Below are 22,660 nucleotides of genomic sequence, written 5' to 3' on the forward strand. Positions count from 1 at the left end.
CTTGTTGGCAAGTTGCCAGTAAGGTCGGCGTGCAATACGGTCGTCTCAACGACGACGCCAGGAGACCTTCGTGGGTGACGACAGCGAGTACACCGAGATCACGTACCGGGTCGCCGACCGGATCGCCACGGTCGCACTGAACCGGCCGCAGGCGCGCAACGGCTACACCGTGCGCATGGCCGACGAGCTGGCCGCCGCGCTCGACCGGGCCGACGCCGACGAGGAGGTGCGCGTCGTCGTGCTCACCGGCGAGGGCAAGGACTTCTGCGTCGGCGCCGACCTGTCGCAGGGCGGCTTCGACTTCGACGCCGAGACCGGACCGGGACCGGAGTGGCAGGAGCCTGCGGGCCGCTGCTCGAAACGGATCTTCGCGATGGACAAGCCAGTGATCGCGGCGATCCACGGCGCCGCGATCGGCGGCGGCATCACCATCACGCTCTCCGCCGACTACCGGCTCGCCGCTACCGACGCCCGCTTCGGGTTCGTCTTCACCCGCAGGGGCATCTACCCCGAGGGCGCGTCGGCGTGGTACCTGCCCCGGCTCGTCGGCCTCGGCCGGGCCGTCGACTGGATGGTCAGCGGCCGGGTGTTCGGCGCCGAGGAGGCGCACACCGCGGGGCTGGTGCACAGCCTGCACGAGCCGGGCGAGCTGCTCGACGCGGCGTACGCGCTCGCGGCCGAGCTCGTCGCCAGCACCGCACCGGTCTCGGTCGCGGTCACCCGGCAGCTGCTGTACCGGATGTCCGGAATGGACTCACCGCTGCCGGTGCACGAGCTCGACTCCAAGCTCATCGGCAGCATCACCAGTAACCCCGACGCCGTCGAGGGCGTACTGTCCTTCCTGCAGAAACGGCCACCGGAGTTCCGTCTGCGCGCCGGGGCGGACCAACCGGACTTCCTGCCCTGGCGCCAGGAGAACTGACATGCCGGAGTACCCGCCCGAGCCGTGGAACCTCGCGGGCAACGCCTACCTTTCGGTGTGGGCGGTCCCGCTGGCCGACCTGCCCCGGGTACCCGGCGTGGTCGACCCGATCACGGTCGCGGGCAGGACCGTGGTGTTCACCGCGTGGATCGACTACCAGCCACCCGGCGAGCTTTCCTATCGCGAGCTGCTGTCCACTGTGGCCGTTCGCAACGGACTGCGGGCCACGGGCAGCATCACCGAGATCTGGGTCGACAGCGAGGTGTCGCTCAGGGGCGGCCGGGAGCTGTGGGGCATCCCGAAGGACCTGGCGACGCTGGAGTTCTCCTACGGCAGGGGGTTCACCGCGTCGGCGAGCACCGGCGGCGACTGGATCGCCACGGCGGCGTTCTCGCCGAGGCCGGGCCCTCCCGTGCGCCTGCCCGCGAACTTCGGGATCGCCCAGGAGGTCGGCGGCAAGGCGCTCGTGAGCGACGTCCGCTCGAAGGGCCGCCCGCACGCGGCCTCGGCGGGCTGGAACATCAATCCGAACGGCCCGCTGGGCTACCTGGCGGGCCGCCGTCCGCTGGTGAGTGCGCACCTGGGCGACTTCCGGATCCGTTTCGGCGCCTGAACTCCCTGGGGCTCACACCCTTCCAGCGGGTGAACGCGTGGATGAAGCTCGACGCCTCGCTGTAGCCGAGCCGGTAGGCGATCTGCTCCACCGACAGCACCTGCGTCGCCAGCAGCTCCTCGGCGTAGGCCTCGCGCACCTCGTCGAGTAGCGCGCGGTACGTCGTGCCCTCGGCGGCGAGTTTGCGCCGCAGCGTGCGCACGGTCATCGCGAGCGCGGCGGCCACCTGCTCCATGTCGGCCCGCAGTCCGTCGACGGCGAGCAACCGGTCACGCACCAGCCGGGCGACACCCGTGCGCGCGCGGCGGCGGGCGAGTAGCTCCCTGCACTGGCGCTCGCACAGCGCCGCCGTGTGCTCGTTGGCCTGCGGCATCGGCTGGTCGAGCAGCGCCCGGCCGAACGACACACGCGTGTGGTCGTGCCCGAACTCCGGCTCCAAGCCCAGCAGCGCGCGGTACGGCCCGGCGTCGGGCGGTTCCGCCAGCCGGAGCGCGACCCGGTGGGCCCGCAACGGCGCGCCGACCTGTTCCTTCACGAGGGTGAAGATCGCGGCGATGTCCCTGGCCAGCAGGAACGACCGGACGTCGGCGGGCACGTCGTCGTCGCGGCAGTGCAGATGCGCGGACTCACCGTCGACCCGCAGCTCGGGCACGCAGAACACGTAGGTCAGCTCGATGTAGCGCAGGGCGAGCTCCACCGCGTCGCGCACCGTGCGGCTGCTCGTGACGGCGTAGCCCCAGATCCCGTACGACGTGGCGTGGTAGCGCTGCCCCGCGGCAAGGCCGAGCAACGCGACGTCGCGGCCGGGACAGCGCCGGATGAGGTTGCGCACCACCGCCAGCTCCTGGTGCGCCTCGACCTGGGCGAGCGGGTCGTGGATGATCGTCTCGTCGAGGCCGGTGCCGCGCAGCACCTCGCCGCGGGGCACGCCGAGCTCGCCCGCGAACTCGGCCAGCAGCGCCGCGCTCGTCACCCCGCGCGGGAAGTCCCACCCGATCATGTGTCCGAAAATATCAACAACTTGTCCCCGCTTCCGCTGGGGCCGGCCGGACGCCCGCCCTACTCTTCCCCGCATGACCACCACCCGCACGACCGCGCTGATCGTCGGGGCCGGGTTCGGCGGTGTCGCCACGGCGATCGAGCTGCGCCGCTCCGGGTTCCACGACTTCGTCGTACTGGAGAAGGCCGAGGACCTGGGCGGGGTCTGGCGGGAGAACACCTACCCCGGCTCCGGCTGCGACGTCCCGTCGCCGCTGTACTCCTACTCCTACGCGCGCAACCCGCGGTGGCCCCGGCGCTACGCCGCCCAGCCCGACATCCACGCCTACCTCGAGCGCACCGCGCGCCGGTTCGGCGTGCTGCAGCACATCCGCTTCGGCCAGGAGGTGACCTCCGCCGAGTTCGACCGGAGCACCGGCGAGTGGCACGTGCGCACCGCGCCGGGAGAGGAGTACGTCGCACGGGCGTTCGTCCCGGCCACCGGGCAGCTCTCGCGTCCCGCCTTCCCGCCGATCCCCGGCATCGACGACTTCCAGGGCACCTCGTTCCACTCAGCCGAGTGGGACCACGACGCCGAGCTGGCCGGCAAGCGGATCGCCGTGATCGGCACCGGGGCGAGCGCGATCCAGTTCGTGCCAGAGATCCAGCCCGCCGCCGCCCACCTCACGGTGTTCCAGCGCTCGGCGCAGTACATCCTGCCCAAACGCGACCACCCCTACAAACCCTGGCACCACCGGGCCTTCCGGGCCCTGCCGGTCCTGCAGACACTGGACCGGCTGAGCTTCTGGCTGTACGCGGAGTTCGCACAGCAGTGCCTGTCGAAATGGCGGTTCTTCACGCCGCTGTTCGAGCGCCAGACGACCAAGCACCTGCGCGAGAAGATCGCCGATCCCGAGCTGCGCCGCAAGCTCACGCCCGACTACGCGCTCGGCTGCAAGCGCGTGCTGTTCAGCAACGACTACCTCCCCGCGCTGACCAAGTCCAATGTGGATCTCGTGACCGAGAAGGTGATCGAGGTGACGCCGCGGGGCGTGCGCACGGCCGACGGCGTAGAGCACGAGGTGGACGTGATCATCTACGGCACCGGCTTCGCAGCGCTGGAGCTGCTCGCGCCGATGAAGATCAGCGGGCTGGACGACCGGGTCCTGTCCGACGTCTGGAGCGAGGGCGCCCGCGCGCACCTGGGCATCACCGTGCCGGGTTTTCCCAACATGTTCCTCATCTACGGGCCCAACACCAACCTCGGCGGCGGCTCGATCATCTACATGCTGGAGAGCCAGGCACGGTATGTCCGCGACGCGGTGCGCATCCTGACCGAGCACCCCGGCCGCTACCTCGACGTGCGCCCCGTGGCCGAGCAGGAGTGGGACACGGAGGTGCAGACGCGGCTGGCGCAATCGGTGTGGACCCGCTGCAGCAGCTGGTACCGCAACGAGCACGGCCGCGTGGTGTCCAACTGGCCAGGGCGCACGCACGAGTACCGCAGGCGCACCCGCAAGGTGAACCTCGCCGACTTCCGCGTCGGGGCCGCCGGATAGGACCTGAAAAAGACGCGGCCCGCTGTGCTGGTGGCACCCGCTGGGGCGCTGTTAGCCTGCGCCTTTCCCACCACCCGCGGGGGAGCTTTCCGTGTCGTCCGCAACAGTTGCCGTCAGTGTTGCCGATTCCCCTGAGCAACTGCGGTCACTCGCCTTCTGGATGAGTGCCGAGGACGAGTTCCACGGCTGCGTGTCGCTGCGCGAGCAGCCGGACTGGGACGGCGAGCCGAGCGGCGTTCCGGATGCCGTCGTGGTCGTGCTCTGCGGTGACACGGCGAGCGCGTTCGTGACCTCCCTGCTCACCTGGCTCTCCCGCCACCATGCGCTGGACAGGGTCACCCTCACGATGCGCGGCCCCTCCGGCCGGGAGATCGAGCTGGAGTGCGGTGCCGCGGACGACGCGACCGAGCTCGTCGAGGTCCTGCGCCCGCTGCTGGACGACGAGACCTGAGCAAGCTCTGGCACCCGACCGGCGGAACGCTCTTGTCAGGATGCCAATAGTGCGGGACCGTGGAACCGGCTCAACGAGGAGATGGTCGCCATGGTGACAGCCGTCGACAGGATGACCGAGACGCTTCGCGAGCGGATCCCGCCGCTCACAGCCGTGCCACTGCCCCGCGCGGTCGACAACCGCGTGCTGCGCAGGCAGTGGCCGTCGAGCGAGTTCGCCGCCCCGCCCGCAGGCAGCGGGCTCAAGGCCATTCCCGGCGACCCAGGGCCACCGCTGCTCGGGCACACCGTCCGCATGATGCGCTACGGCGTGCCCTACGGCCTGCAGCGCTACGAGCGCTACGGGCCCGTGTGGTGGTCGGGCGCGTTCGGCAGGCGCATCGTGTCGCTCACCGGCCCGGACGCCACGCAGGTCGCGCTCGTCAACAAGGACAAGGCGTTCAGCCAGGAGGGCTGGCGCTTCTTCATCGAGCGCTTCTTCAACCGCGGCCTGATGCTGCTCGACTTCGGCGAGCACCACACCCACCGCCGGATCATGCAGGAGGCCTTCACCCGCGACCGTCTCGTCGGCTACGTCGAGAGCATGGGTCCCACCCTGCGCGAGGGCGTCGCCTCGTGGGCGGGCACCCCGAACCCCCGCCTCTACTGGGCGCTCAAGCAACTGACCCTCGACGTCGCCACCCGCGTGTTCATGGACATGCCCAGCGGCGCCGACGCACTCAAGATCAACCGCGCGTTCGTCGCGTGCGTGCGCGCCGCGACGGCCGTGGTCCGCCGGCCCGTGCCCGGCGGCCGCTGGCGCGCGGGACTCAGGGGCAGGCGGTTGCTGGAGCGTTACTTCGCGAGCAACCTGCCGGCCAAGCGGGCGGGCGAGGGCACCGACCTGTTCTCCGCGCTCTGCCACGCCACAACCGACGACGGCGAGCGCTTCACCGACGCCGACGTGATCAACCACATGATCTTCCTCATGATGGCGGCGCACGACACGTCAACGATCACGAGCACGGCCGCCGCGTACTACCTCGCCAAGCACCCGGAGTGGCAGGAGCGGGCCCGCGAGGAGTCGCTCGCGCTCGGCGACGAGCTGCCCGGCACCGAGGCGCTCGACCGGCTGGACACACTGGACCTGGTGATCAAGGAGGCTCTGCGGCTCGTCGCCCCGGTGCCGAGCATGTCGCGCAAGACGGTCAAGGACACCGAGGTGCTCGGCTACTACCTGCCCGAGGGCACGCTCGTCGGGGTATCGCCCAGCGTCAATCACTTCGACCCGAACCACTGGACCGACCCGCACACGTTCGACCCCGAGCGGTTCAACGCCGAGCGCAGGGAGGACAAGTCCCACCGCTTCGCGTGGATGCCCTTCGGCGGCGGCGCCCACAAGTGCATCGGCCTGCACTTCGGGACCTACGAGGTCAAGGCGCTGCTGCACGAGATGCTGCGCCGGTACCGGTGGAGCGTCCCGCGCGGCTACCAGGTCCGCTGGGACTACGTCTCGCTGCCCGTGCCGGTCGACGGGCTGCCCATCCACCTCCAGCGCATCTGACTACGAAGAGTGATCATTTAGCCAAGAGAACCACTCGGACAGCCGGTAGACACACCGCTGGCCGCATGATGCTGTTGCAAGGCTCTCGGCCGACTCGGGGCCCGGGTGCGCTGCGCGCCAGCCCACACCGGCACCGAGCTGGCCTTCGACGCTTGTGTGGAGAGGTGCAAGGTGCCGAAGCCTGGTGGCACACCAGGGTTGGTGGACATCGCCCGCCGCTGGGCGGCACAACTTGCCGACACGAACGGGGTAGCCCTGTCCGCCGGCGAGCTCGAACGCATCCTCATGTCGGTGGCCGAGGAAGCCTACGCACAGGCCGACACCGCCAAGGAAGCGGCGATCCAGCGCTTCGCCGACCTGTACTCGACCACACCCGTCGGGGTGCTGCTGGCCGACCAGGAGGGCAAGGTCCTCGACGCCAACCCCGCGCTCACCCACCTGCTGGGCCACCGGCCCGAGGACCTCGCAGGCAAGCCGGTCACCGACCTCTGCGCCACGCCCAAGGACACCGAGGCGGTGCTCGCCGGGCTGGAGGACCTGCGCTCGCTGCGCAAGTCCCGGCACCGTGAGCCCGTGGAGCTGGAGCACGCCGAGGACGGTCCACTGCGGACACAAGTCACCATCGCGGGCCTGCCCGGCGACACCCCCGGCACGATCTACCCCGTGCTGCTGGTCGAGGACGTCAGCGAGCTGAGCCTGCTGCGCGAGGCGCTGCGCAAGCAGAACGTGCAGGACCCGCTCACCGGCCTGCCCAACCACCGCAGCTTCGTCAACAAGCTCGAGGCCACGCTGGCCACGCCCGACGACGACCAGATCGCGCTCGTCTATCTCGACGTCGACGGCTTCAAGGTCGTCAACGACGGCCTCGGTCCCGGCGCCGGTGACGAGGTGCTGCGCCACGTCGCCCGCAAGCTCGAGGCCACGTTCACGGGCCCCGGCGTGTTCCTCGCCCGCCTCTCCGGCGACGGCTTCGCCGTGCTGATGCGCGGCGCGCTCACGAGCGCCGCCGTGATCGACCTCGTCGAGGAGGCGATGGCCGAGCTCGCGGAGCCGGTCTACGTGGACGGCAAGGGCATCGGGGTCAGCGTCAGCGTCGGGATCGTCGTGCAGGACGCCCACGGCCGCACGCAGGAGGACCTGCACCGCGCCGCCGAGATCACGCTGCACCGCGCGAAGGAGAACGGGCGCGCGCAGTGGATGCTCTTCGAGGAGGAGCTCGACAGCCGCGACCGGCGCCGATACGGCATCGGCGCCGTGATCGGCGGCGCGCTGGAGAACGGCGAGTTCGAGCTGGAGTACCAGCCGACCGTCAAGCTCGACGGCAGCGACGAGATCGCCGTCGTCAACGCGGTTCTGCGCTGGAACCACCCCGAGCACGGCGTGCTCGGGCCCGACGAGTTCTTCCCGCTCGCCGACACCACCGGCATGACGCCGGGCCTCGGCCGGTGGCTGCTCACCCGGTCGATGGCGGACGCGGCCGCCTGGCACGCCGCCTTCCCTGCCACGCCCGACCTCTGCGTCCGCCTGCCGCTGCGGTTCGCGATCGACCCGAACCTCGTCGGCATCATCAGGGACCAGCTCGAGTCGACGGGCCTGCCGCCGCACAAGCTGCGCATCTGCACCGACGCCGCCGCGCTGTCCGATCCGCGCGGGGAGGTGCTGGAGGCACTGGCCGTGCTGGCCGACCTGGACGTCAAGATCACGCTCGCCGTGTCGGCGGGCGCAGACCTGGAGCTGATCCACAGGCATCAGCTGCCGGTCGGCTTCCTCATCCTGGCCGGACCGCTCGTCGACGCGCTCGCGGTGGAGGGCCCCGAGGCCGACACCGCCCGCAAGCACCTCACCGCGCTGCTCGAGCGGGCAGCGGCGCTGGGCGTCAAGCGCATCGGCGCCGAGGGCGTGCACACCGTCGAGCACGCGCACAGGCTGCGGGAGCTCGGCATCGTCGCCGGGCGCGGCGAGCTGTTCGGCCGCGCGGCGAACGCCGACGAGATCACCTCGCTCATCGAGCAGCGCGGTCCCCGGCCCGTAGGCTCGTGACCATGAAGCAGGGAGATCTCGCGCCGGACTTCACGCTGCCCGACGAGAACGGCAAGCCACGCACTCTCTCGGAGTTCCTGGAGACCGGTCCCGTGGTGCTGTTCTTCTACCCGGCGGCCATGACGCCGGGTTGCACCGCCGAGAGCTGCCAGTTCCGCGACCTCGCCGCCGAGTTCACCGACGCCGGCGCGCACCGGATCGGGATCAGCCCCGACCCGGTCGACAAGCAGCTCGAGTTCACCAACAGGCACGACTTCGACTTCCCGCTGCTCTCCGACGCCGACGGCGCCGTGGCGACGCGGTTCGGAGTCCGGCGCAGGTTCGGCCCGCTGCTGACCAGGCGCCACACGTTCGTGATCGACACCGACCGCAGGGTGCTCGCCGTGATCAAGAGCGAGCTGCGCATGGCCGTGCACGCCGACAAGGCGCTCGAGGTCCTGCGCTCCCGCTGAGCGGCGCGGCCGGCACGGCAGCAGGCCATTCGAGGCCACCCCCAGGGAACCGGGTCTCGGATGGCCGCTGGCGATCGCCGCGATGGCGGCGTGCCGCGGTCAAGCCTGACGCCCCAGCGTTCACCCACCGGCCTACCTGGCCCGAGGCGGCCGGGGAGCTGGTCGCGCGTGACCGCGCGGGGTACGCCCACCAAAGCCTCGGCGAGCCGCACCGCTCGCTCGGCCCGCACGACCGCTCCCGCCGCTTCTTCGCGAGCGCACTCGCCCTGTGGCGGGAACCGTCCGCTCACCAGCAGGCTGCGCGGCGATGCGTACCCGACCGGAATGGCCCGAGCAGCCTGTTTGCAACTGCCCTGTACGTCCCTTGTGGAGACCGCGCCGGTGCCCTGCCCCGGCTGCCGAACCCGCTCTCCCACTCGGCTGGTCGGCCGATATGTCCACTGTGGATGCCGACGACAGCGGCGTCCGGTACACCGGCACTGCCCTGTCTTCGCCACGCGCGAAGGGCTGGTTCGCGGCACCGCCATCGGCCACGTGATCACCGAGCGGGACCAGCGCCTGGAACCGCCTCGGGCCGGACCACCACGTCTGCGCCGCCTACCTCGACACCGGCGCGGACGAGCCTGCCACGCCGGCGTGCTGAGCGGGGCGGTCAGGCCTGCGGGCCGCGGGCCTGCCTCACCTCGCGGTCGACGGCCCAGGCGTCGGCGACCGGGCCGAGGTGCCCGAGCTTGTCCGGGTTGATCACCGAGCGGATGGTCTGGATCCGCCCGTCGAGCACGTCGAGGACCAGGGTGTGGAGGATCCGCCCTCCGCGGTCGCGGAAGATCGCGCCGGGCTGGCCGTTGACCTCGTGCGGCTCGAACGACACGTCGACCTGGAACAGCCAGGGGAACACCCCGCCCAGCAACCTGGCCACCTTGTCCGCGCCCACGACGGCCCTGGCCAGCTGCGGGGCCTTGCCGCCGCCGTCCCCGACCAGCTGCACGTCGGCGGCCAGCAGACTGCGCAGCGCGTCCACGTCACCGCCCGCCAGCGCGTCGAAGAACCGCGTCGCCAGCTCCCGCCGTTCCTTCCGGTCCGCCTCGAACCGGGGGCGTCCGGCATCCATGTGCCGCCGCGCCCGCACCAGCAGCTGCCGGCAGGCCGCCTCCGACCGTCCCACCGCAGTGGCGATGTCGCCGAAACCGAACGCGAACACCTCCCGCAGCACGAAGACCGCCCGCTCCAGCGGGCTGAGCCGCTCCAGCAGCAACAGCGCCGCCATCGACACCGAGTCGGCCAGCTCCGCCGCCCGGCCCGGGTCCTGGTAGGGGTCGTCGAGCAGCGGCTCGGGGAACCACGGGCCGACGTAGGCCTCCCGCCGCACCCGCGCGGAGCGCAGCACGTCGATCGAGATCCGGGTGACCGTGGCCGACAGGAACGCCTTGACCGACTCGGGCCGGGTCGCCGAGGCGTCGAACCGCAGCCACGTCTCCTGCACCGCGTCCTCGGCCTCGCTGACACTGCCCAGGATGCGGTACGCGATCGAGAACAGCAGCGGCCGCAGATCCTCGAACTCCTCGACCTTGCTCACCCGGATCTCCTCCCTTCGGCGGTGCCGTTCAGTGAAGCTGGCCCGGAACGTAGTCGCCAGCGGGCTGCTGGGTGATGATGTTCATGCGGTTGGCCGTGTTCATGAAGCCCACCAGGAGCACCAGTGCGGTGAGCTGCTCGTCGTCGTAGTGCTTGGCGGCGCGCTCCCACACCTCGTCGCTGACGCCGCCCGCACCGTCCGCGACCCTGGTCCCCTCCTCCGCCAGCTCCAGCGCGGCCCGCTCGGCCTCGGTGAAGACCGTGGCCTCGCGCCACGCCGCGACCAGGCCCAGCCGCACGGGCGTCTCGCCCGCGGCGGCGGCCTCCTTGGTGTGCATGTCGAGGCAGACGGCGCAGCCGTTGATCTGGCTCACGCGCAGCGACACCAGCTCCTGCGTAGCGGCAGGCAGGGCCGATTCCCTGAGCGTCTTGCCCACCGACATGAACTGCTTGAGGACCTTGCCCGCGGTGGGGCTGGTGAAGAAGTTCAGTCGCGCGTCCATGGTGTTCCTCCAGGGTCGTCGTTGGCTACAACCCCCGAGACGAGGTAGCCCGGCTCTCCTGTGACGTCGCCGGACGTGACGTGGGTCTCCCTCAGCCGCCGAGCTCGGCCTCGATCACCATCGGCCAGCGGATCGTCTCGTCCGCGTTGCGACAGATCGGCCCCCAAGGCCACCTTTGTTGCGTTCAACGCAACAAAGGTGGCCTTGGGGGCCGATCAAGCGGCTAGTTGACGATCACGCTGTCTGGGACCGGGGTGTCGTTGCGGAACGCGTCGAAGAGAACCTGCGACTTCTCCTCGTCCCAGTACTGCGCCGAGCTGTCCGTGGTGGGCATGGTGGTGGTCACCACGCCGCCGCCGGAGATCCCGCGCATCGCCCACGCCAGGCCGAGCAGGTTGTGCAGATGGTCGCCGGTGTCCATGGTCAGCGCGTCCGGCGCCTCCGCGAGCAGCGGGAACACGTCGAACGGGTTCAGCAGTGTCGACGGGCTCGCCATCTGGCTCGCCATCGCGCCGATGAACTGCCGCTGGTTGGCCACGCGGTCGAGGTCCGACCTCGGCGTCGCCGAGCTGTACCGCATGCGCACGAAGCCAAGCGCCTGCGCGCCGTCGAGGGTCTGCTTGCCCGCGGGGATGACGATGCCGGTCTTGGTGTCGCGCATCTCCGCGGGGATGTCCATCTCGACCCCGCCCATGGCGTCGACGAGGTTGGCGAACCCACCGAAGCCGATCTCGGCGTAGTGGTCGATTCGCAGCCCGGTGGCCTGCTCGACCGTCTGCGCGAGCAGTGGTGCACCACCGAACGAGAACGCCGCGTTGATCTTGTTGGTGCCGTGGCCGGGGATCTCGACCTGCGAGTCGCGCGGCAGGCTCAGCAGCGTCGGCGCGGTGTCGTTGTCCGGGATGTGGGCGATCATGATCGTGTCGGTGCGCTGACCGCCGGTGTCACCGGTGACGAGCTGCGCCTGCTGGTCGGCATCGAGGCCCGCCCGCGAGTCGGAGCCGACGATGAGCCAGTTCGTGCCCGACGCTGCGGCCGGCCTGCCCTCGTAGTCGGGCAGGGCGTCGATGCGGTTGATGGAGAACTCGAGGTAGAGCCACACGGCGCCGATGAACAGCACGAACACCAGCACCAGCGCCATCAGCACCCGGCCGAACGTCCAGCGCCTGCGCCGCGGCGGACGCGGCGGCCTCGGCCCTTCGCCGCCCGGGGGCGGCTGGTGGCCGGGCACGGGCGCCACGCGCGTCGGCTGGTGCCGAGGGCGGGGCGGCGGCCCCTGACGGGCCCGGTCGCTGCCCGGCACGGGCAGCATCTGGGCGCTCTGGTGCTCCCTGGGACCGCGGGGCGGCCGGCGGTTGCCGCCGGGTGGCTGCTGTCCGCCGTAGTGTCCGCCGTACGTCATCGCCGTCTCCCGATCGGTGTCGTGCCGCGTCCGTGCGGGCCCTACTAAACCTCATGCCCCCGATCCATGGACGCATGGTCCCCCGGACGGGTTGTGCGCGACACGCCGCGGACGGCCGCTACAGGGGTATGCGCAGGCGCGCGTCCACGGGCCGGTCCCAGGCAGAGGCGGGCAGGCCGTCCCCCGCCGGGAATCCCAGCACGTCGGCGGTGAAACCCACCACGAGCCGCTGCCACAACGCCGGCCTTCGCACCATCGCGTGCCCCTCCTCCGCCACCTCGAAGCGCGCGAGCCTGCGCGCGGTCGCCTGGGCCCGCCTGGCGTAGGTGTGCGAGGCCTCCGGGCTGGTCACGGCGTCGCGCGTGCCGTGCGCGAGCACGACCGTGCGATCACGCACGGACTCCACGGGCTCGTCCTGCGGGGTCCACGGCGCGAGCGCGCACACCCCGGTCACGGCCGGGTCGTCGGCGACGCGCAGGGCCACCCGGCCGCCCATCGAGTGGCCCACCAGCACCACCGGCAGGCCGGGGCTCTCGGCGTGGACGCGCTCCAGCGCCCAGCGGGCGTCGCGCACCGGGTCGAGCGCGGGCTCGTTCCACCCACGCATGCGGTTGCGCAGCAGCCGCACCTCCAGCCCGTGCCGCGCGCCCGCCGCGCGCAGCGCGCGGGCGAAGGGCACCATCCGCAGGTAGGCGAGCCCCCACGGCCGCACGGCGCCGGCGCCGTGCTCGGCCCCACCGTGCAGCACGAGCGCCACCGCGCGGGCGGGAACCGGCGAGCGCCGGACGGCCATCGCCGGTTCGTCGTCGATCACCCACGACCTCCTCACGCCGCTGTGGGCGTCTCCTGCCGGAACTGCGTGTGGTACAGCTCCGCGTAGCGTCCTCCGGCGGCGAGCAGCTGCTCGTGGGTGCCCTGCTCGACGACCCGGCCCGCCTCCACCACCATGATGCGGTCGGCGGCCCGGATGGTGGACAGCCGGTGGGCGATCACGATCGCGGTGCGCCCGTCGAGCGCGTCGGTGAGCGCCTCGCCGACCGCCGCCTCTGACTCCGAGTCGAGATGCGCGGTCGCCTCGTCGAGCACCACGACCCTCGGCTGCGCGAGCAGCAGCCGCGCGATGGTGAGCCGCTGGCGCTCCCCTCCGGAGAGCCGGTAGCCGCGCTCGCCGATGATCGTGTCGAGCCCGTCCGGCAGCGAGCGCACCAGATCGGCCAGCCGCGCGCGGTCGAGTGCGTGCCAGATCTCGGCGTCCGAGGCGTCCGGGGCCGCGTAGGCGAGGTTGGCGCGGATGGTGTCGTGGAACAGGTGGCCGTCCTGCGTCACCACGCCCACCGTCTCGCGCAGCGACGCGAACGTGAGGTCGCGCACGTCCACACCGGACAGCCGCACCGAGCCGGAGTCGGCGTCATAGAGCCGCGGCACCAGCGACGCGATGGTGGACTTGCCCGCGCCGGAGGAGCCCACGAGGGCCACCATCTGGCCCGGCTCCGCCCTCAGGCTCACGCCGTGCAGTACCTCCTCGCCACCACGGTTGTCCAGTGTGGACACCTCCTCCAGCGAGGCCAGCGAGTAGCGGTCGGCGGAGGGGTAGGCGAAGCGCACCTCGTCGAGCTCCACCGAGACGCCCCCGGGCGGAACGGCCCGCGCGTCCGGCTTCTCCTTGATCATCGGGTCGAGGTCGAGCACCTCGAAGACCCGCTCGAACGACACGAGGGCGGTCATCACGTCCACCCGCACGTTGGCGAGCGCGGTCAGCGGCGAGTACAGCCTGGTCAGCAGCAGGGCCAGCGCGACGACCGTGCCTGGCGCGAGGTCGCCGCGCAGCGCGAGCCAGCCGCCGAGGCCGTAGACCAGCGCCTGCGCCAGCGCCGAGACCAGCGTAAGGCTCGTCATGAACCAGCGCGTGAGCATCGCCGTCCGCACACCGATGTCGCGGACACGGCCCGCACGGGAACCGAACTCGGCGGCCTCGGCGTGCGGCCTGCCGAACAGCTTCACGAGCGTGGCCCCCGGCGCCGAGAACCGCTCCGTCATCTGCGTGGTCATGGACGCGTTGAGCTCGGACGACTCGCGCTGCAGGTCGGCCATCCGCCTGCCGATGCGCCGCGCGGGCAGCACGAACACCGGCAGGAGCACCAGCGCCAGCAGCGTGACCTGCCAGGACAGCGTGACCATCACGGCCAGCGACAACAGCAGCTGGATCACGTTGGTGACCAGGCCGGACAGTGTCGCCGTGAAGGTGCGCTGCGCCCCGATGACGTCGTTGTTCAGCCTGCTCACCAGCGCGCCGGTGCGGGTGCGGGTGAAGAACGCGATCGGCATGCGCTGGACGTGCTCGAACACGGCCCGGCGCAGGTCGAAGATCAGTCCCTCACCGATGCGCGCCGACTGCCAGCGCTCGGCGAGCCCGAGCCCGGCGTCGGCGATGGCGAGTCCGGCGATCGCGACGGCCAGCCAGATCACCGTGGCGGCCGCTCCCCCGCCGACGATCGCGTCGACGACACGGCCCGCGAGCAGTGGTGTGCTCACCGCGAGCACCGCGGAGACCACGGTCAGGGCGAGGAAGACCCCCAGGCGTGCCCAGTGCGGGCGGGCGAAGCGCGCGACCCTCCGTACCGTCCCCCTGCGCAGACCGCTCGGCGCGTCCGCCGATCTCATCGCGCCGCTCAGCAACGTCCACGTGTTGTCCATGTCCCACCGGCCCCTCCCCGCTCGCCCCTGAGCGCGCAATACCTCGACATTACTCGAGATCCACTTCCGATATGTCCTGGACAACACCAGGTACCACGCGATCCTTCCCGATCCCGCGGACCAATTCTGCCCGTGAGGTCCGACAGTCTCCGCGCATCGCCTAACCTGCTGCCATGGGGAGTCACCGGGTTCAGCAGTGGCTGCGGCGGAGCTGGGAGGAGCGGCCGCTGGGACTGGACCTCGTCCTCTACCTCGTCGCCGCGGGCTACGCCGTCGCGCTCGCGCTGACCGACAAGCACTACGGCTTCCGGATCTGGGCGAACTTCGCCATCGCCGGCTACGCGCTCGCGCTCGCGCACACGTGCTGGCTGCGCCTCACTCCTGGCCGCGAGGGCGGCCGCTGGCGGTCGCGCTGGGTCGGCGTCGGCGCTGTCGCGGTGGTGGGCATGCTCGCGCCGCTGGTGTTCCTGCTCGTGCGCAGGCTCACCGGTGTCGACTGGCTCGACACCCCGTGGTCGTGGAGCGCGCAGCCCGAGGTGTGGGTCATCGAACGGTCGGCGAGCCTGCTCCTCGCGGGAGGCACGCCCTACACCGACGTCACCGCGCTCGGCCGCCCGCCCGCGGTGAACGACTACACGCCGTACGGCCCGGTGATGACGGTGTTCGGCCTGCCGAGGGCGCTCGCGGGAGGCACGCCGGTCACCGACGTGCTCACGGACGCGCGCCTGTACTTCGCCCTCACGGCGGTGCTCTGCGCGTGGGGTGCGTGGCGCCTGCTGGGCAGGCCGGGGATCCCGGTCCGCGCGGCGCAGCTCGTCGCGGTGTTCCCGCTCACCGCGCTGACCTTCGCCACGGCAGGCCCCGACCTCGCGATCGTCGGACTGCTCGTGCTGGGTGCCGCGCTGGCCGCGACGGACCGGCCCGCACTGTCGGGCACCGTGCTGGCGCTCGTCACGAGTGCGAAGCTCATCGTGCTGCCCGCCGCGGTCGTGCTGGGGGTGCTCGTGCTCGCGCGGCTCGGCCGTCGCGCGCTGGCCCGCTTCGTGCTGGTGCTGCTCGCCGTGTGCGCGGTGGTGAACGTGCCGGTGTACCTCGTGCATCCGGACGCGTTCGCCGAGCACGTGATCCGGTTCCCGGCCGGGCTCGGAGCGGTCACCTCACCAGCCGCGAGCCCGCTGCCGGGGCACCTCATCGCCGGAACCGGCCCGGTCGGCAAGGTGCTCGCGTTCGTGCTGCTGGCTGCCGCGGCACTGGCGATCATGTGGTGGCTCATCCGGCGACCGCCCGTCGCCGGTGCGGATGCACTGCTTCGCATCGCGGTCGGCCTGGGCACCTTCACGATGCTCACGCCGGCCACCCGATTCGGTTATCTGGTGTATCCGGTTGTCCTGCTTGGCGCGATGTTGTGCTTCCCGAGCCAGGGGTCGGCCTCCCGCGTCGCCGCGACGCCGGGCTCAGGCACCACGCCGGAGTCGGCTCCCCTTACTTCTTCTTGACGCGAGTGGCGCCGCCGCGGCCGCGGAGCTGCACGCCGGATTCCGAGAGGACCCGGTGCACGAAACCGTAGGAACGTCCGGTTGACTCCGCCAGCGAGCGAATGCTCGCCCCCTTCTCGTATTTCTTCTTCAGGTCAGCGGCCAACTTGTCGCGTGTGTTTCCGGTGATGCGCGCACCCTTCTTCAGGTCTGCCACGTCGATCCACCTTCCACCCGTATGGTGTTTCGGGCCACATTCGACCCCTGCCGCCGCAATGATCGAACACTGAGCGGCGGAATGCCAGACGACGGGCCAAAAACCTTCCGAAACCGCGAAGATATTGGGCCGATTCAGTGTTTGTCGAACATCAACTAACGACTTGGCCGCGTATTTGGCGTCGAGTCAACTCAGGCGAGCTGCACGAGTTCGAGATAATCGGCCGACCAATGATCCTCCGTGCCATCCGGCAACAGGATCACGCGTTCGGGTTCCAGCGCCTCCACGGCGCCCGGGTCGTGGGTCACGAGCACCACCGCACCGGTGTAGCTGCGCAGCGCGTCGAGCACCTGCTCGCGGCTCGCCGGGTCCAGGTTGTTGGTGGGCTCGTCGAGCAGCAGCACGTTCGCCGCGCTCGACACCAGCCCGGCCAGCGCCAGCCGGGTCTTCTCGCCACCCGACAGCGTGCCCGCGGGCTGGTCGAGCTGCTCACCGGAGAACAGAAACGAGCCGAGCAGGTTCCGCAGCTCCTGTGCACCCGTGTCGGGCGCGAGGTGCCGGGTGTTCTCCCACACGGTCGCGTCGTGGTCGAGCGTCTCGTGCTCCTGCGCGTAGTAGCCGAGCCGCAGCCCGTGGCCCGCGACGACACGGCCGGTGTCAGGCGTCTCCATGCCGCCGAGCAGGCGCAGCAGCGTGGTCTTGCCCGCGCCGTTGAGCCCGAGCACGACCACCTTCGAGCCGCGGTCGATCGCGAGGTCCACGCCGGTGAAGATCTCCAGCGAGCCGTACGACTTCGAAAGGTCCTCCGCCGTGAGCGGGGTCTTCCCGCACGGGGCCGGTGCGGGGAACTTGATACGCGCGACCTTGTCGGCCTGGCGCTCGTCGTCCAGGTTCGCGAGCATCTGCTCAGCCCGGCGCGCCATGTTCTTCGCCGCCACGGCCTTGGTGGCCTTGGCGCCCAGCTTGGCGGCCTGCTGTTGCAGCGCGGCCGCCTTCTTCTCGGCGTTGGCCCGCTCGCGGCGGCGGCGCTTCTCGTCGGTGGCCCGCGCCTCGAGGTAGCGCTTCCAGTTCATGTTGTAGTTGTCCAGCTCCCCGCGCGTCGCGTCGAGGAACCAGACCTTGTTGACGACCTCGTCGAGCAGCTCGACGTCGTGGCTGATCACCACGAGACCGCCGTCGTGGGACTTGAGGAAGCCGCGCAGCCAGCTGATCGAGTCGGCGTCGAGGTGGTTGGTCGGCTCGTCGAGCAACAGGATCGTGCCCGATTTGCCCCCGGCGCCCGCCTCGGAGGCCGCGAACAGGATGCGGGACAGCTCCACGCGCCTGCGCTGGCCACCGGACAGCGTCCGCAGCGGCTGCCCCAGGACCCGCTCCTCCAGGCCGAGGTTCGCGCAGATCCGCGCGGCCTCGCTCTCGGCCGCGTACCCGCCCAGCGCGGCGAACCGCTCCTCGAGCCTGCCGTAGCGGCGCACCGCCCTGTCGCGCTCGTTGTCGTCGACCAGCTCCGACATGGCGGTCTGCGCCTTCTCCATGTCGCGCACGAGCGTGTCGAGGCCACGCGCGGAGAGCACGCGGTCCTTCGCGGTGACCGACAGATCGCCCTCGCGCGGGTCCTGCGGCAGGTAGCCGAGCTCGGCGCCGTGCTGGACGATGCCCGAGTAGGGCTCGCCCTCACCGGCGAGAACCTTGAGGGTCGTGGTCTTGCCCGCGCCGTTGCGGCCGACGAGACCGATGCGGTCGCCGGGCTGGATACGCAGGGTGGTGTCGGCGAGGAGCACGCGCGAACCCGCGCGCAGTTCGAGGCCGGTGGCCGTGATCAAGGGAATCTCCGTGACCTGGAAGCGGAACTGGACAGCATGCGATACCCGCGCAGGGCGGGACGGCTACTCCAGGCGAACGACCACGACTGCCAGTGTACGGGCCGGGGTCGAGCGATTTTCCCCGGCGGTGACCGGCCTCACCGCAGGACGATCTCCACCGCGAGCGCACGCACGGCCGCGTCGTCAAGCACCGAGCGGCGCGGCTCGCCGATGTCGAGCACCCGGGGGACGGCCAGCGCGAACAGCGGCTCGAGCCGGCGATCGGCCCGCAGCTCGTCCAGCGCCCTGCGGTCCCCGCCGAGCACCACCGCGTCCAATTCGGACAACCTCGGCAGCAGCACCGCCCCGGCGTCGTCGGCGGCCGAACGCAACGCCTGCCGCGCCTGCCCCTCGCGACGGCGGGCGAACCGCTGCTGCGACCAGCCGCCCGCGGCGCTGCGGCCGTGCACGAGATGCCGGTCGGTGCGCGACACGAGCACCTTGCCCTGCTCGGCGACGCCCACGCTGTGCCCTCCGAGCCGCACGAGCAGCAGCCCGAGCCGCCGGGGCGCGCGCACGTGGTCGACGAGCGGCCCCACCGCGAGCCCCTCCCGCTCGCCCTCGGCCGGAAGCGGCGGGAACGGCACCGCCACGGTCGCGGTGGTGCCGTTGCCGCCGGTCACCACCACCTCGCCGGAGCCGAGCCGGGTGCTCACGACGCCGTCGTTGCGGGCGGCGAAGCGCTCGAACCACCCGGCGAGCCGCGCGGGCTCCACCTCGACGGCCCTGCCGCCGCCCCGCACCTGCCGCGCGCTCACAGGACGAACGACTCCGACCACGGCTGCGTGGCGTGCCCCGAGATCGCGTCGAGCATGCTCGCCGCCTGCCGGTCGGTCAGCGACGCCACGAAGTCCACCACAGCACGCCCGCGCGCGAGGGCCCGCACGGCGTCGCTGCCGCGCACGGGCTCGCCCGTCGCGCCCACGAGCAGCTCCGGTGACCGCTCGGCCAGCGCCGTGTACTCCAGGTGCGCGAGCGCGACCAGGTCGTGCAGCCTGCGCGGCAGGCGGCGCGCCTCGTCGCGGTCGGTGAGCCACGCGTCGAGCGCGTCGACCAGGTTGGTGAGCATGCTGGCCTGCCCGCGCTGGTGCAGGGCGAGATCGGGCCGTTGCAGCACGAACCGCCGGTGCACGAACTTCAGCACCTGCACCTCGTGCCACTGTGCGGGCCGCAGGGTCACGTGCCCCGTGCGGGTGGGCGGCGACGGGGTGACGAGCACGCCCTCCACGAGCCGGGCCGTCCAGCGCGCGGAGAATGTCGCCATCGCCTGCTCGGCCTCGATCGAGCCGTCGAACGGGATCGCGAGCAGGTCGTCAACCAGCTCGGCCCGCACCCGCGCCACGGCGTGCGCGAACGCGTCGTCGTCCACCACCCACGCGTCCTTGGCGTGCATCCGGCGCCGCACGTACTCCAGTGACCGGCCGGGGTTGCGGTGCTCGTCGCGCAGCGCGGCCGAGGGCAGCTCGGCCAGCTCGCCCGCGCGCGAGAGCCACTGGCCCAGCTCGGTGGCGACGGCGGCGTGCTGGAGCACCCCGATGCGGTGGAAGTCCTGGATGTCGTGGATGGCGTAGGCGATGTCATCGGCGAGGTCCATCACCGAGGCCTCCACCGTCTGCTGCCAGCGCTCCACGCGCCCCGAGAACGGCGTGCGCGAGTGCTCGAGGTCGTCCAGCTCGGTGGAGTACGCGGAGAACTTCGCCGAGCCCGTGCCCGGCGCGTCGTCCGGCTCCGCGGCTCCCCTCGGCGGGGTGCTCAGGTCGGCGGGGTGCGGGTCCGGGTAGTGCAGGCGCGCCCACGGGTACTTCAGCAGCGCGGCCCGCACCGCGGCCGTCAGGTTCAGCCCCTGCGGCGTTGGCCCGCCCACCTCGGTCTTGGTGACGATCCGGAACGTCTGCGCGTTGCCCTCGAACCCGTCGGGCAGGCCGTAGCGGTGCCGCGCGATGCGGTCGAGCACCTGCTCCCCGAGGTGGCCGAACGGCGGGTGCCCGAGGTCGTGGCCCAGCGCGGCGGCCTCGGCGACATCGGGGTCGCAGCCGCCCAGCTTGGCGACGATCCCGCCCGTGTCACCGTGCGCGGTGATGCGCTCGGCGATAGCCCTCGCGACCTGCGCGACCTTGAGGCTGTGGGTGAGCCGGTTGTGCAGCAGGCCCGACCCGCCCGCGCTCACGACCTGCGTGACGCCGCCGAGGCGGGCGAAGAACGGCGACGCGGCGATCCGGTCCCGGTCGAGCCGGAACGGGCTGCTGATCAGGTCGGCGAACCCGCCTGCCTCGGCGGGCTCGTCCCGGCGCCGTGCCCGGGGGTCCGGCTCTGCTTCCATGCGCATAACCGTACGGGAGCGATCAAGACCGGCGGACGCCGTCGCTCGGCGAGACGAACCCGGACTCGTAGGCCTCGATCACGGCCTGGGTGCGGTCGCGGGCGCCGAGCTTGGCGAGCACGTTGCCGACGTGGGTCTTCACGGTCTGCAACCCGAGGAACAACCGCTCCGCGATCTCCACATTGGACAAACCGGACGCCATGAGGCGCAGCACCTCGGACTCACGTTCGGTGAGGTTCGCCCCGCGCAGACCGTCCCGCCCCGCACCCCGCGCGTTCCTGGCCGCGAGCCTGCGGATCGCTGCCGGGAACAGCAGCGAGTCACCGGCGACTACGGTGCGCACCGCCGACAGGATCTCCTCCGGCCGCGCGCGCTTGAGCAGGAAACCGCTCGCGCCCGCCCGCAGCGCGTCGTAGACGTAGTCGTCGTTCTCGAACGTCGTCACCACCACGATCTTCGGCGGACGGTCCGCTGTGGACAGCAGGTGCTCGGTCGCCCTGATCCCGTCCACCGACGGCATCCGCACGTCCATCAGCACCACGTCCGGCCGGTGCCGCGCCACCAGCCCGGGCACCTCCGCGCCGTCGGCGGCCTCGCCGACCACCGCCAGGTCCGGCTCGGACTCCAGGATGGCCCGTAGTCCCGTGCGAACGAGCTGCTCGTCGTCCACGAGCAACACCCCGATGCGGTTGTCGTCCACTCACTCGCCCCCTCGTCCCCCGGCAGGCAGCCACACGCCGACCTCCCAGTCTCGTCCCTGTCTCCCAGCGCGCAACCGCCCGCCGAGCACGTCGACCCGCTCCGCGATGCCGCGCAGCCCGCTGCCGCCACCGTTGCGCGCCGAGTCACGCGCGGCGCCGACGGGGTTGCGCACGGTGAGCTCGAGCCCGCCGTCGGCCTCGGCCACCCTGAGCGTGACCGGCACCTTGCCCGCGTGCCGCAGAACGTTCGTAAGGCACTCCTGCAGGATCCGGTACGCCTCGCGCGACACCACCGGCGCGACCGCGGCGGCCTCGGCGCGCACCTCGCTGTCCACCTCGACCCCCGCCGCCCTCGTCGCCGACAGCAGGGCGGGCAGCTCGGCGAGCCCGGCCTGCGGCGCCCGTCCCGCCCGCTCCTCCCGTAGGAGGCCGAGCACGTGGTCGAGGTCGTCGAGCGCGGCGCGGGCGGACTCCTCGATCGCCTCGAGCGCCCGCTCCGCCGTGTCCGGGTCGCGGCGCAGCGTGCGCCGCGCTGCCCCCGCCTGCAGCGACACGACGCTGAGGGCGTGCCCGACGGAGTCGTGCAGTTCGCGGGCGAGCCGGTTGCGCTCGGCCAGCCGCTCGGTGCGTCGTTCGAGCAGGGCCACGCGCTCGGCGGCGGACGGCCCGAGCCAGGCACGGGCCGCGCGGGTGAGCAGCGCGCCCGCGCCCGCGACGGCGTGGAAGAGCAGCAGCATCGCGAGCAGGAAGGCCGCCGGGAGCCACGCGCTCGCCCAGCCGCGGGGCACCAGCAGCGGCCCGTCGGTGCCAGCACCGAAGCTCCCGGTGAACGGCGCGGCGAACGCGAGCCCGAGGAACGCGGGCAGCATCAGGCTCGCCAGGCTGATCAGCGCGCCCACCAGCACGTGCGCCACGAACATCGCACCCGCTCGCACGCGGGCTCGCCCGCTCACGGGTCCGGAGGCCGCCTCGGGCACCGGATCGTCCAGCAGCTCACGGATGGCGGCCAGTTCCAGCGCGCGCACCGGCGGCAGCAGCGACGTCGCGGCGAGCACCACCAGCGCCCCGGCCCCGCCGAGGAGGAACGCGCTCGCCAGGTCGTCGGTCGACAGCGGCAGGACCGAGGGCACCACCACCGCGCCGAACAGCACGTACGGGGCCGACAACGCCCCGCCGAGGACCAGGAACACCCACCGGCGGTACGTCGAGCGGCTCGTCACCGGGCCGAGGATCCGCCGTATCACCAGGCGATCCTCGCAAAAGCTGAGAGAACGCGCCTCCCTCCTCAGCGGGAGATCCACAAGGCGGCCCTCACGGTTAGCCTGTGTGCGCCGCCCAACGAGAAAACCGGGACCCG

20 protein-coding genes are annotated in these 22,660 nt (G+C 71.8%); 8 read left to right on the top strand and 12 right to left on the bottom strand.

Annotated elements, in window-relative coordinates:
• Positions 1-70 precede the first annotated feature (70 nt).
• Together DI005_RS19600 and DI005_RS19605 are read left to right on the top strand one after the other, a co-directional pair.
• A complete protein-coding gene (locus tag DI005_RS19600; RefSeq protein ID WP_113643046.1) occupies positions 71-922 on the top strand; it encodes an enoyl-CoA hydratase-related protein in 852 nt (283 codons plus the stop codon).
• A 1-nt stretch (position 923) separates the two neighbouring features.
• Entirely contained in the window at positions 924-1,535 is a 612-nt protein-coding gene (locus DI005_RS19605; RefSeq protein WP_113643047.1) for an acetoacetate decarboxylase family protein, read from the top strand.
• Here DI005_RS19605 and DI005_RS19610 read toward each other — a convergent pair.
• Entirely contained in the window at positions 1,444-2,535 is a 1,092-nt protein-coding gene (locus DI005_RS19610; protein ID WP_113643048.1) for an AraC family transcriptional regulator, read from the bottom strand. The two genes, DI005_RS19605 and DI005_RS19610, sit on opposite strands and share 92 nt — an antisense overlap.
• Before the next feature lie 73 nt (positions 2,536-2,608).
• Between DI005_RS19610 and DI005_RS19615 the strand changes: the two genes are divergently transcribed.
• The 5 genes from DI005_RS19615 to DI005_RS19635 all read left to right on the top strand — a co-directional run bounded on the left by DI005_RS19615 (position 2,609) and on the right by DI005_RS19635 (position 8,557).
• Positions 2,609-4,072, top strand: a complete 1,464-nt coding sequence (locus DI005_RS19615; RefSeq protein WP_113643049.1) for an NAD(P)/FAD-dependent oxidoreductase — start codon at positions 2,609-2,611, stop codon at positions 4,070-4,072.
• Between the two features lie 91 nt (positions 4,073-4,163).
• Positions 4,164-4,523: a hypothetical protein gene (locus tag DI005_RS19620; RefSeq protein ID WP_255565725.1), complete on the top strand. Its 360-nt coding sequence runs from the start codon at positions 4,164-4,166 to the stop codon at positions 4,521-4,523.
• 90 nt (positions 4,524-4,613) lie between these two features.
• Positions 4,614-6,065 carry a cytochrome P450 gene (locus DI005_RS19625; RefSeq protein WP_199543010.1) on the top strand — a complete coding sequence of 484 codons (1,452 nt, stop codon included), beginning with the start codon at positions 4,614-4,616 and terminating at the stop codon, positions 6,063-6,065.
• 171 nt (positions 6,066-6,236) lie between these two features.
• Positions 6,237-8,105, top strand: coding sequence for a diguanylate cyclase domain-containing protein (locus DI005_RS19630; RefSeq protein ID WP_113643086.1), 1,869 nt, complete (start codon positions 6,237-6,239; stop codon positions 8,103-8,105).
• 2 nt (positions 8,106-8,107) lie between these two features.
• Positions 8,108-8,557 (top strand): peroxiredoxin, encoded by a 450-nt coding sequence (locus DI005_RS19635; protein ID WP_112274366.1) that lies wholly within the window; start codon positions 8,108-8,110, stop codon positions 8,555-8,557.
• A gap of 652 nt (positions 8,558-9,209) precedes the next feature.
• Here the strand turns inward: DI005_RS19635 and DI005_RS19640 are convergent.
• From DI005_RS19640 to DI005_RS19660, 5 genes are all read right to left on the bottom strand, one after another.
• The gene (locus DI005_RS19640) at positions 9,210-10,133 is read right to left on the bottom strand and encodes an RNA polymerase sigma-70 factor (RefSeq protein ID WP_112274368.1); all 924 of its coding nucleotides are present in this window, start codon (positions 10,131-10,133) and stop codon (positions 9,210-9,212) included.
• Positions 10,134-10,161: 28 nt separating this feature from the next.
• Positions 10,162-10,635 carry a carboxymuconolactone decarboxylase family protein gene (locus DI005_RS19645; protein WP_113643052.1) on the bottom strand — a complete coding sequence of 158 codons (474 nt, stop codon included), beginning with the start codon at positions 10,633-10,635 and terminating at the stop codon, positions 10,162-10,164.
• A gap of 223 nt (positions 10,636-10,858) precedes the next feature.
• The gene (locus DI005_RS19650; protein WP_113643053.1) at positions 10,859-12,037 is read right to left on the bottom strand and encodes an LCP family protein; all 1,179 of its coding nucleotides are present in this window, start codon (positions 12,035-12,037) and stop codon (positions 10,859-10,861) included.
• A gap of 118 nt (positions 12,038-12,155) precedes the next feature.
• Positions 12,156-12,830, bottom strand: coding sequence for an alpha/beta hydrolase (locus DI005_RS19655; protein WP_113643087.1), 675 nt, complete (start codon positions 12,828-12,830; stop codon positions 12,156-12,158).
• A gap of 32 nt (positions 12,831-12,862) precedes the next feature.
• Positions 12,863-14,731, bottom strand: coding sequence for an ABC transporter ATP-binding protein (locus DI005_RS19660; RefSeq protein WP_113643054.1), 1,869 nt, complete (start codon positions 14,729-14,731; stop codon positions 12,863-12,865).
• Positions 14,732-14,904: 173 nt separating this feature from the next.
• Here DI005_RS19660 and DI005_RS19665 point away from each other — a divergent pair, with 173 nt between their 5' ends.
• A complete protein-coding gene (locus DI005_RS19665) occupies positions 14,905-16,227 on the top strand; it encodes a glycosyltransferase 87 family protein (protein WP_113643055.1) in 1,323 nt (440 codons plus the stop codon).
• Here the strand turns inward: DI005_RS19665 and DI005_RS19670 are convergent.
• The 6 genes from DI005_RS19670 to DI005_RS19695 form a co-directional block, all read right to left on the bottom strand.
• Complete coding sequence (locus DI005_RS19670) at positions 16,214-16,429, bottom strand: helix-turn-helix domain-containing protein (protein WP_255565726.1); 216 nt, start codon at positions 16,427-16,429, stop codon at positions 16,214-16,216. The two genes, DI005_RS19665 and DI005_RS19670, sit on opposite strands and share 14 nt — an antisense overlap.
• A 185-nt stretch (positions 16,430-16,614) precedes the next feature.
• Positions 16,615-18,243: an ABC-F family ATP-binding cassette domain-containing protein gene (locus tag DI005_RS19675; RefSeq protein ID WP_112274378.1), complete on the bottom strand. Its 1,629-nt coding sequence runs from the start codon at positions 18,241-18,243 to the stop codon at positions 16,615-16,617.
• A 137-nt stretch (positions 18,244-18,380) separates the two neighbouring features.
• Positions 18,381-19,040: an acVLRF1 family peptidyl-tRNA hydrolase gene (locus tag DI005_RS19680; protein ID WP_113643056.1), complete on the bottom strand. Its 660-nt coding sequence runs from the start codon at positions 19,038-19,040 to the stop codon at positions 18,381-18,383.
• Positions 19,037-20,602 carry a deoxyguanosinetriphosphate triphosphohydrolase family protein gene (locus DI005_RS19685; protein ID WP_112274382.1) on the bottom strand — a complete coding sequence of 522 codons (1,566 nt, stop codon included), beginning with the start codon at positions 20,600-20,602 and terminating at the stop codon, positions 19,037-19,039. Before DI005_RS19685 ends, DI005_RS19680 begins: the two co-directional genes overlap by 4 nt.
• Before the next feature lie 22 nt (positions 20,603-20,624).
• On the bottom strand, positions 20,625-21,302 hold the full coding sequence (locus DI005_RS19690) for a response regulator transcription factor (protein WP_170200562.1): 678 nt from the start codon (positions 21,300-21,302) through the stop codon (positions 20,625-20,627).
• Positions 21,303-22,547 (bottom strand): sensor histidine kinase, encoded by a 1,245-nt coding sequence (locus DI005_RS19695; protein WP_113643057.1) that lies wholly within the window; start codon positions 22,545-22,547, stop codon positions 21,303-21,305. It lies immediately after the preceding gene.
• Positions 22,548-22,660: the final 113 nt, after the last annotated feature.

The sequence above is a fragment of the Prauserella sp. PE36 genome, from assembly GCF_003311655.1.
Taxonomy (GTDB): Bacteria; Actinomycetota; Actinomycetes; order Mycobacteriales; family Pseudonocardiaceae; genus Prauserella_A; species Prauserella_A endophytica.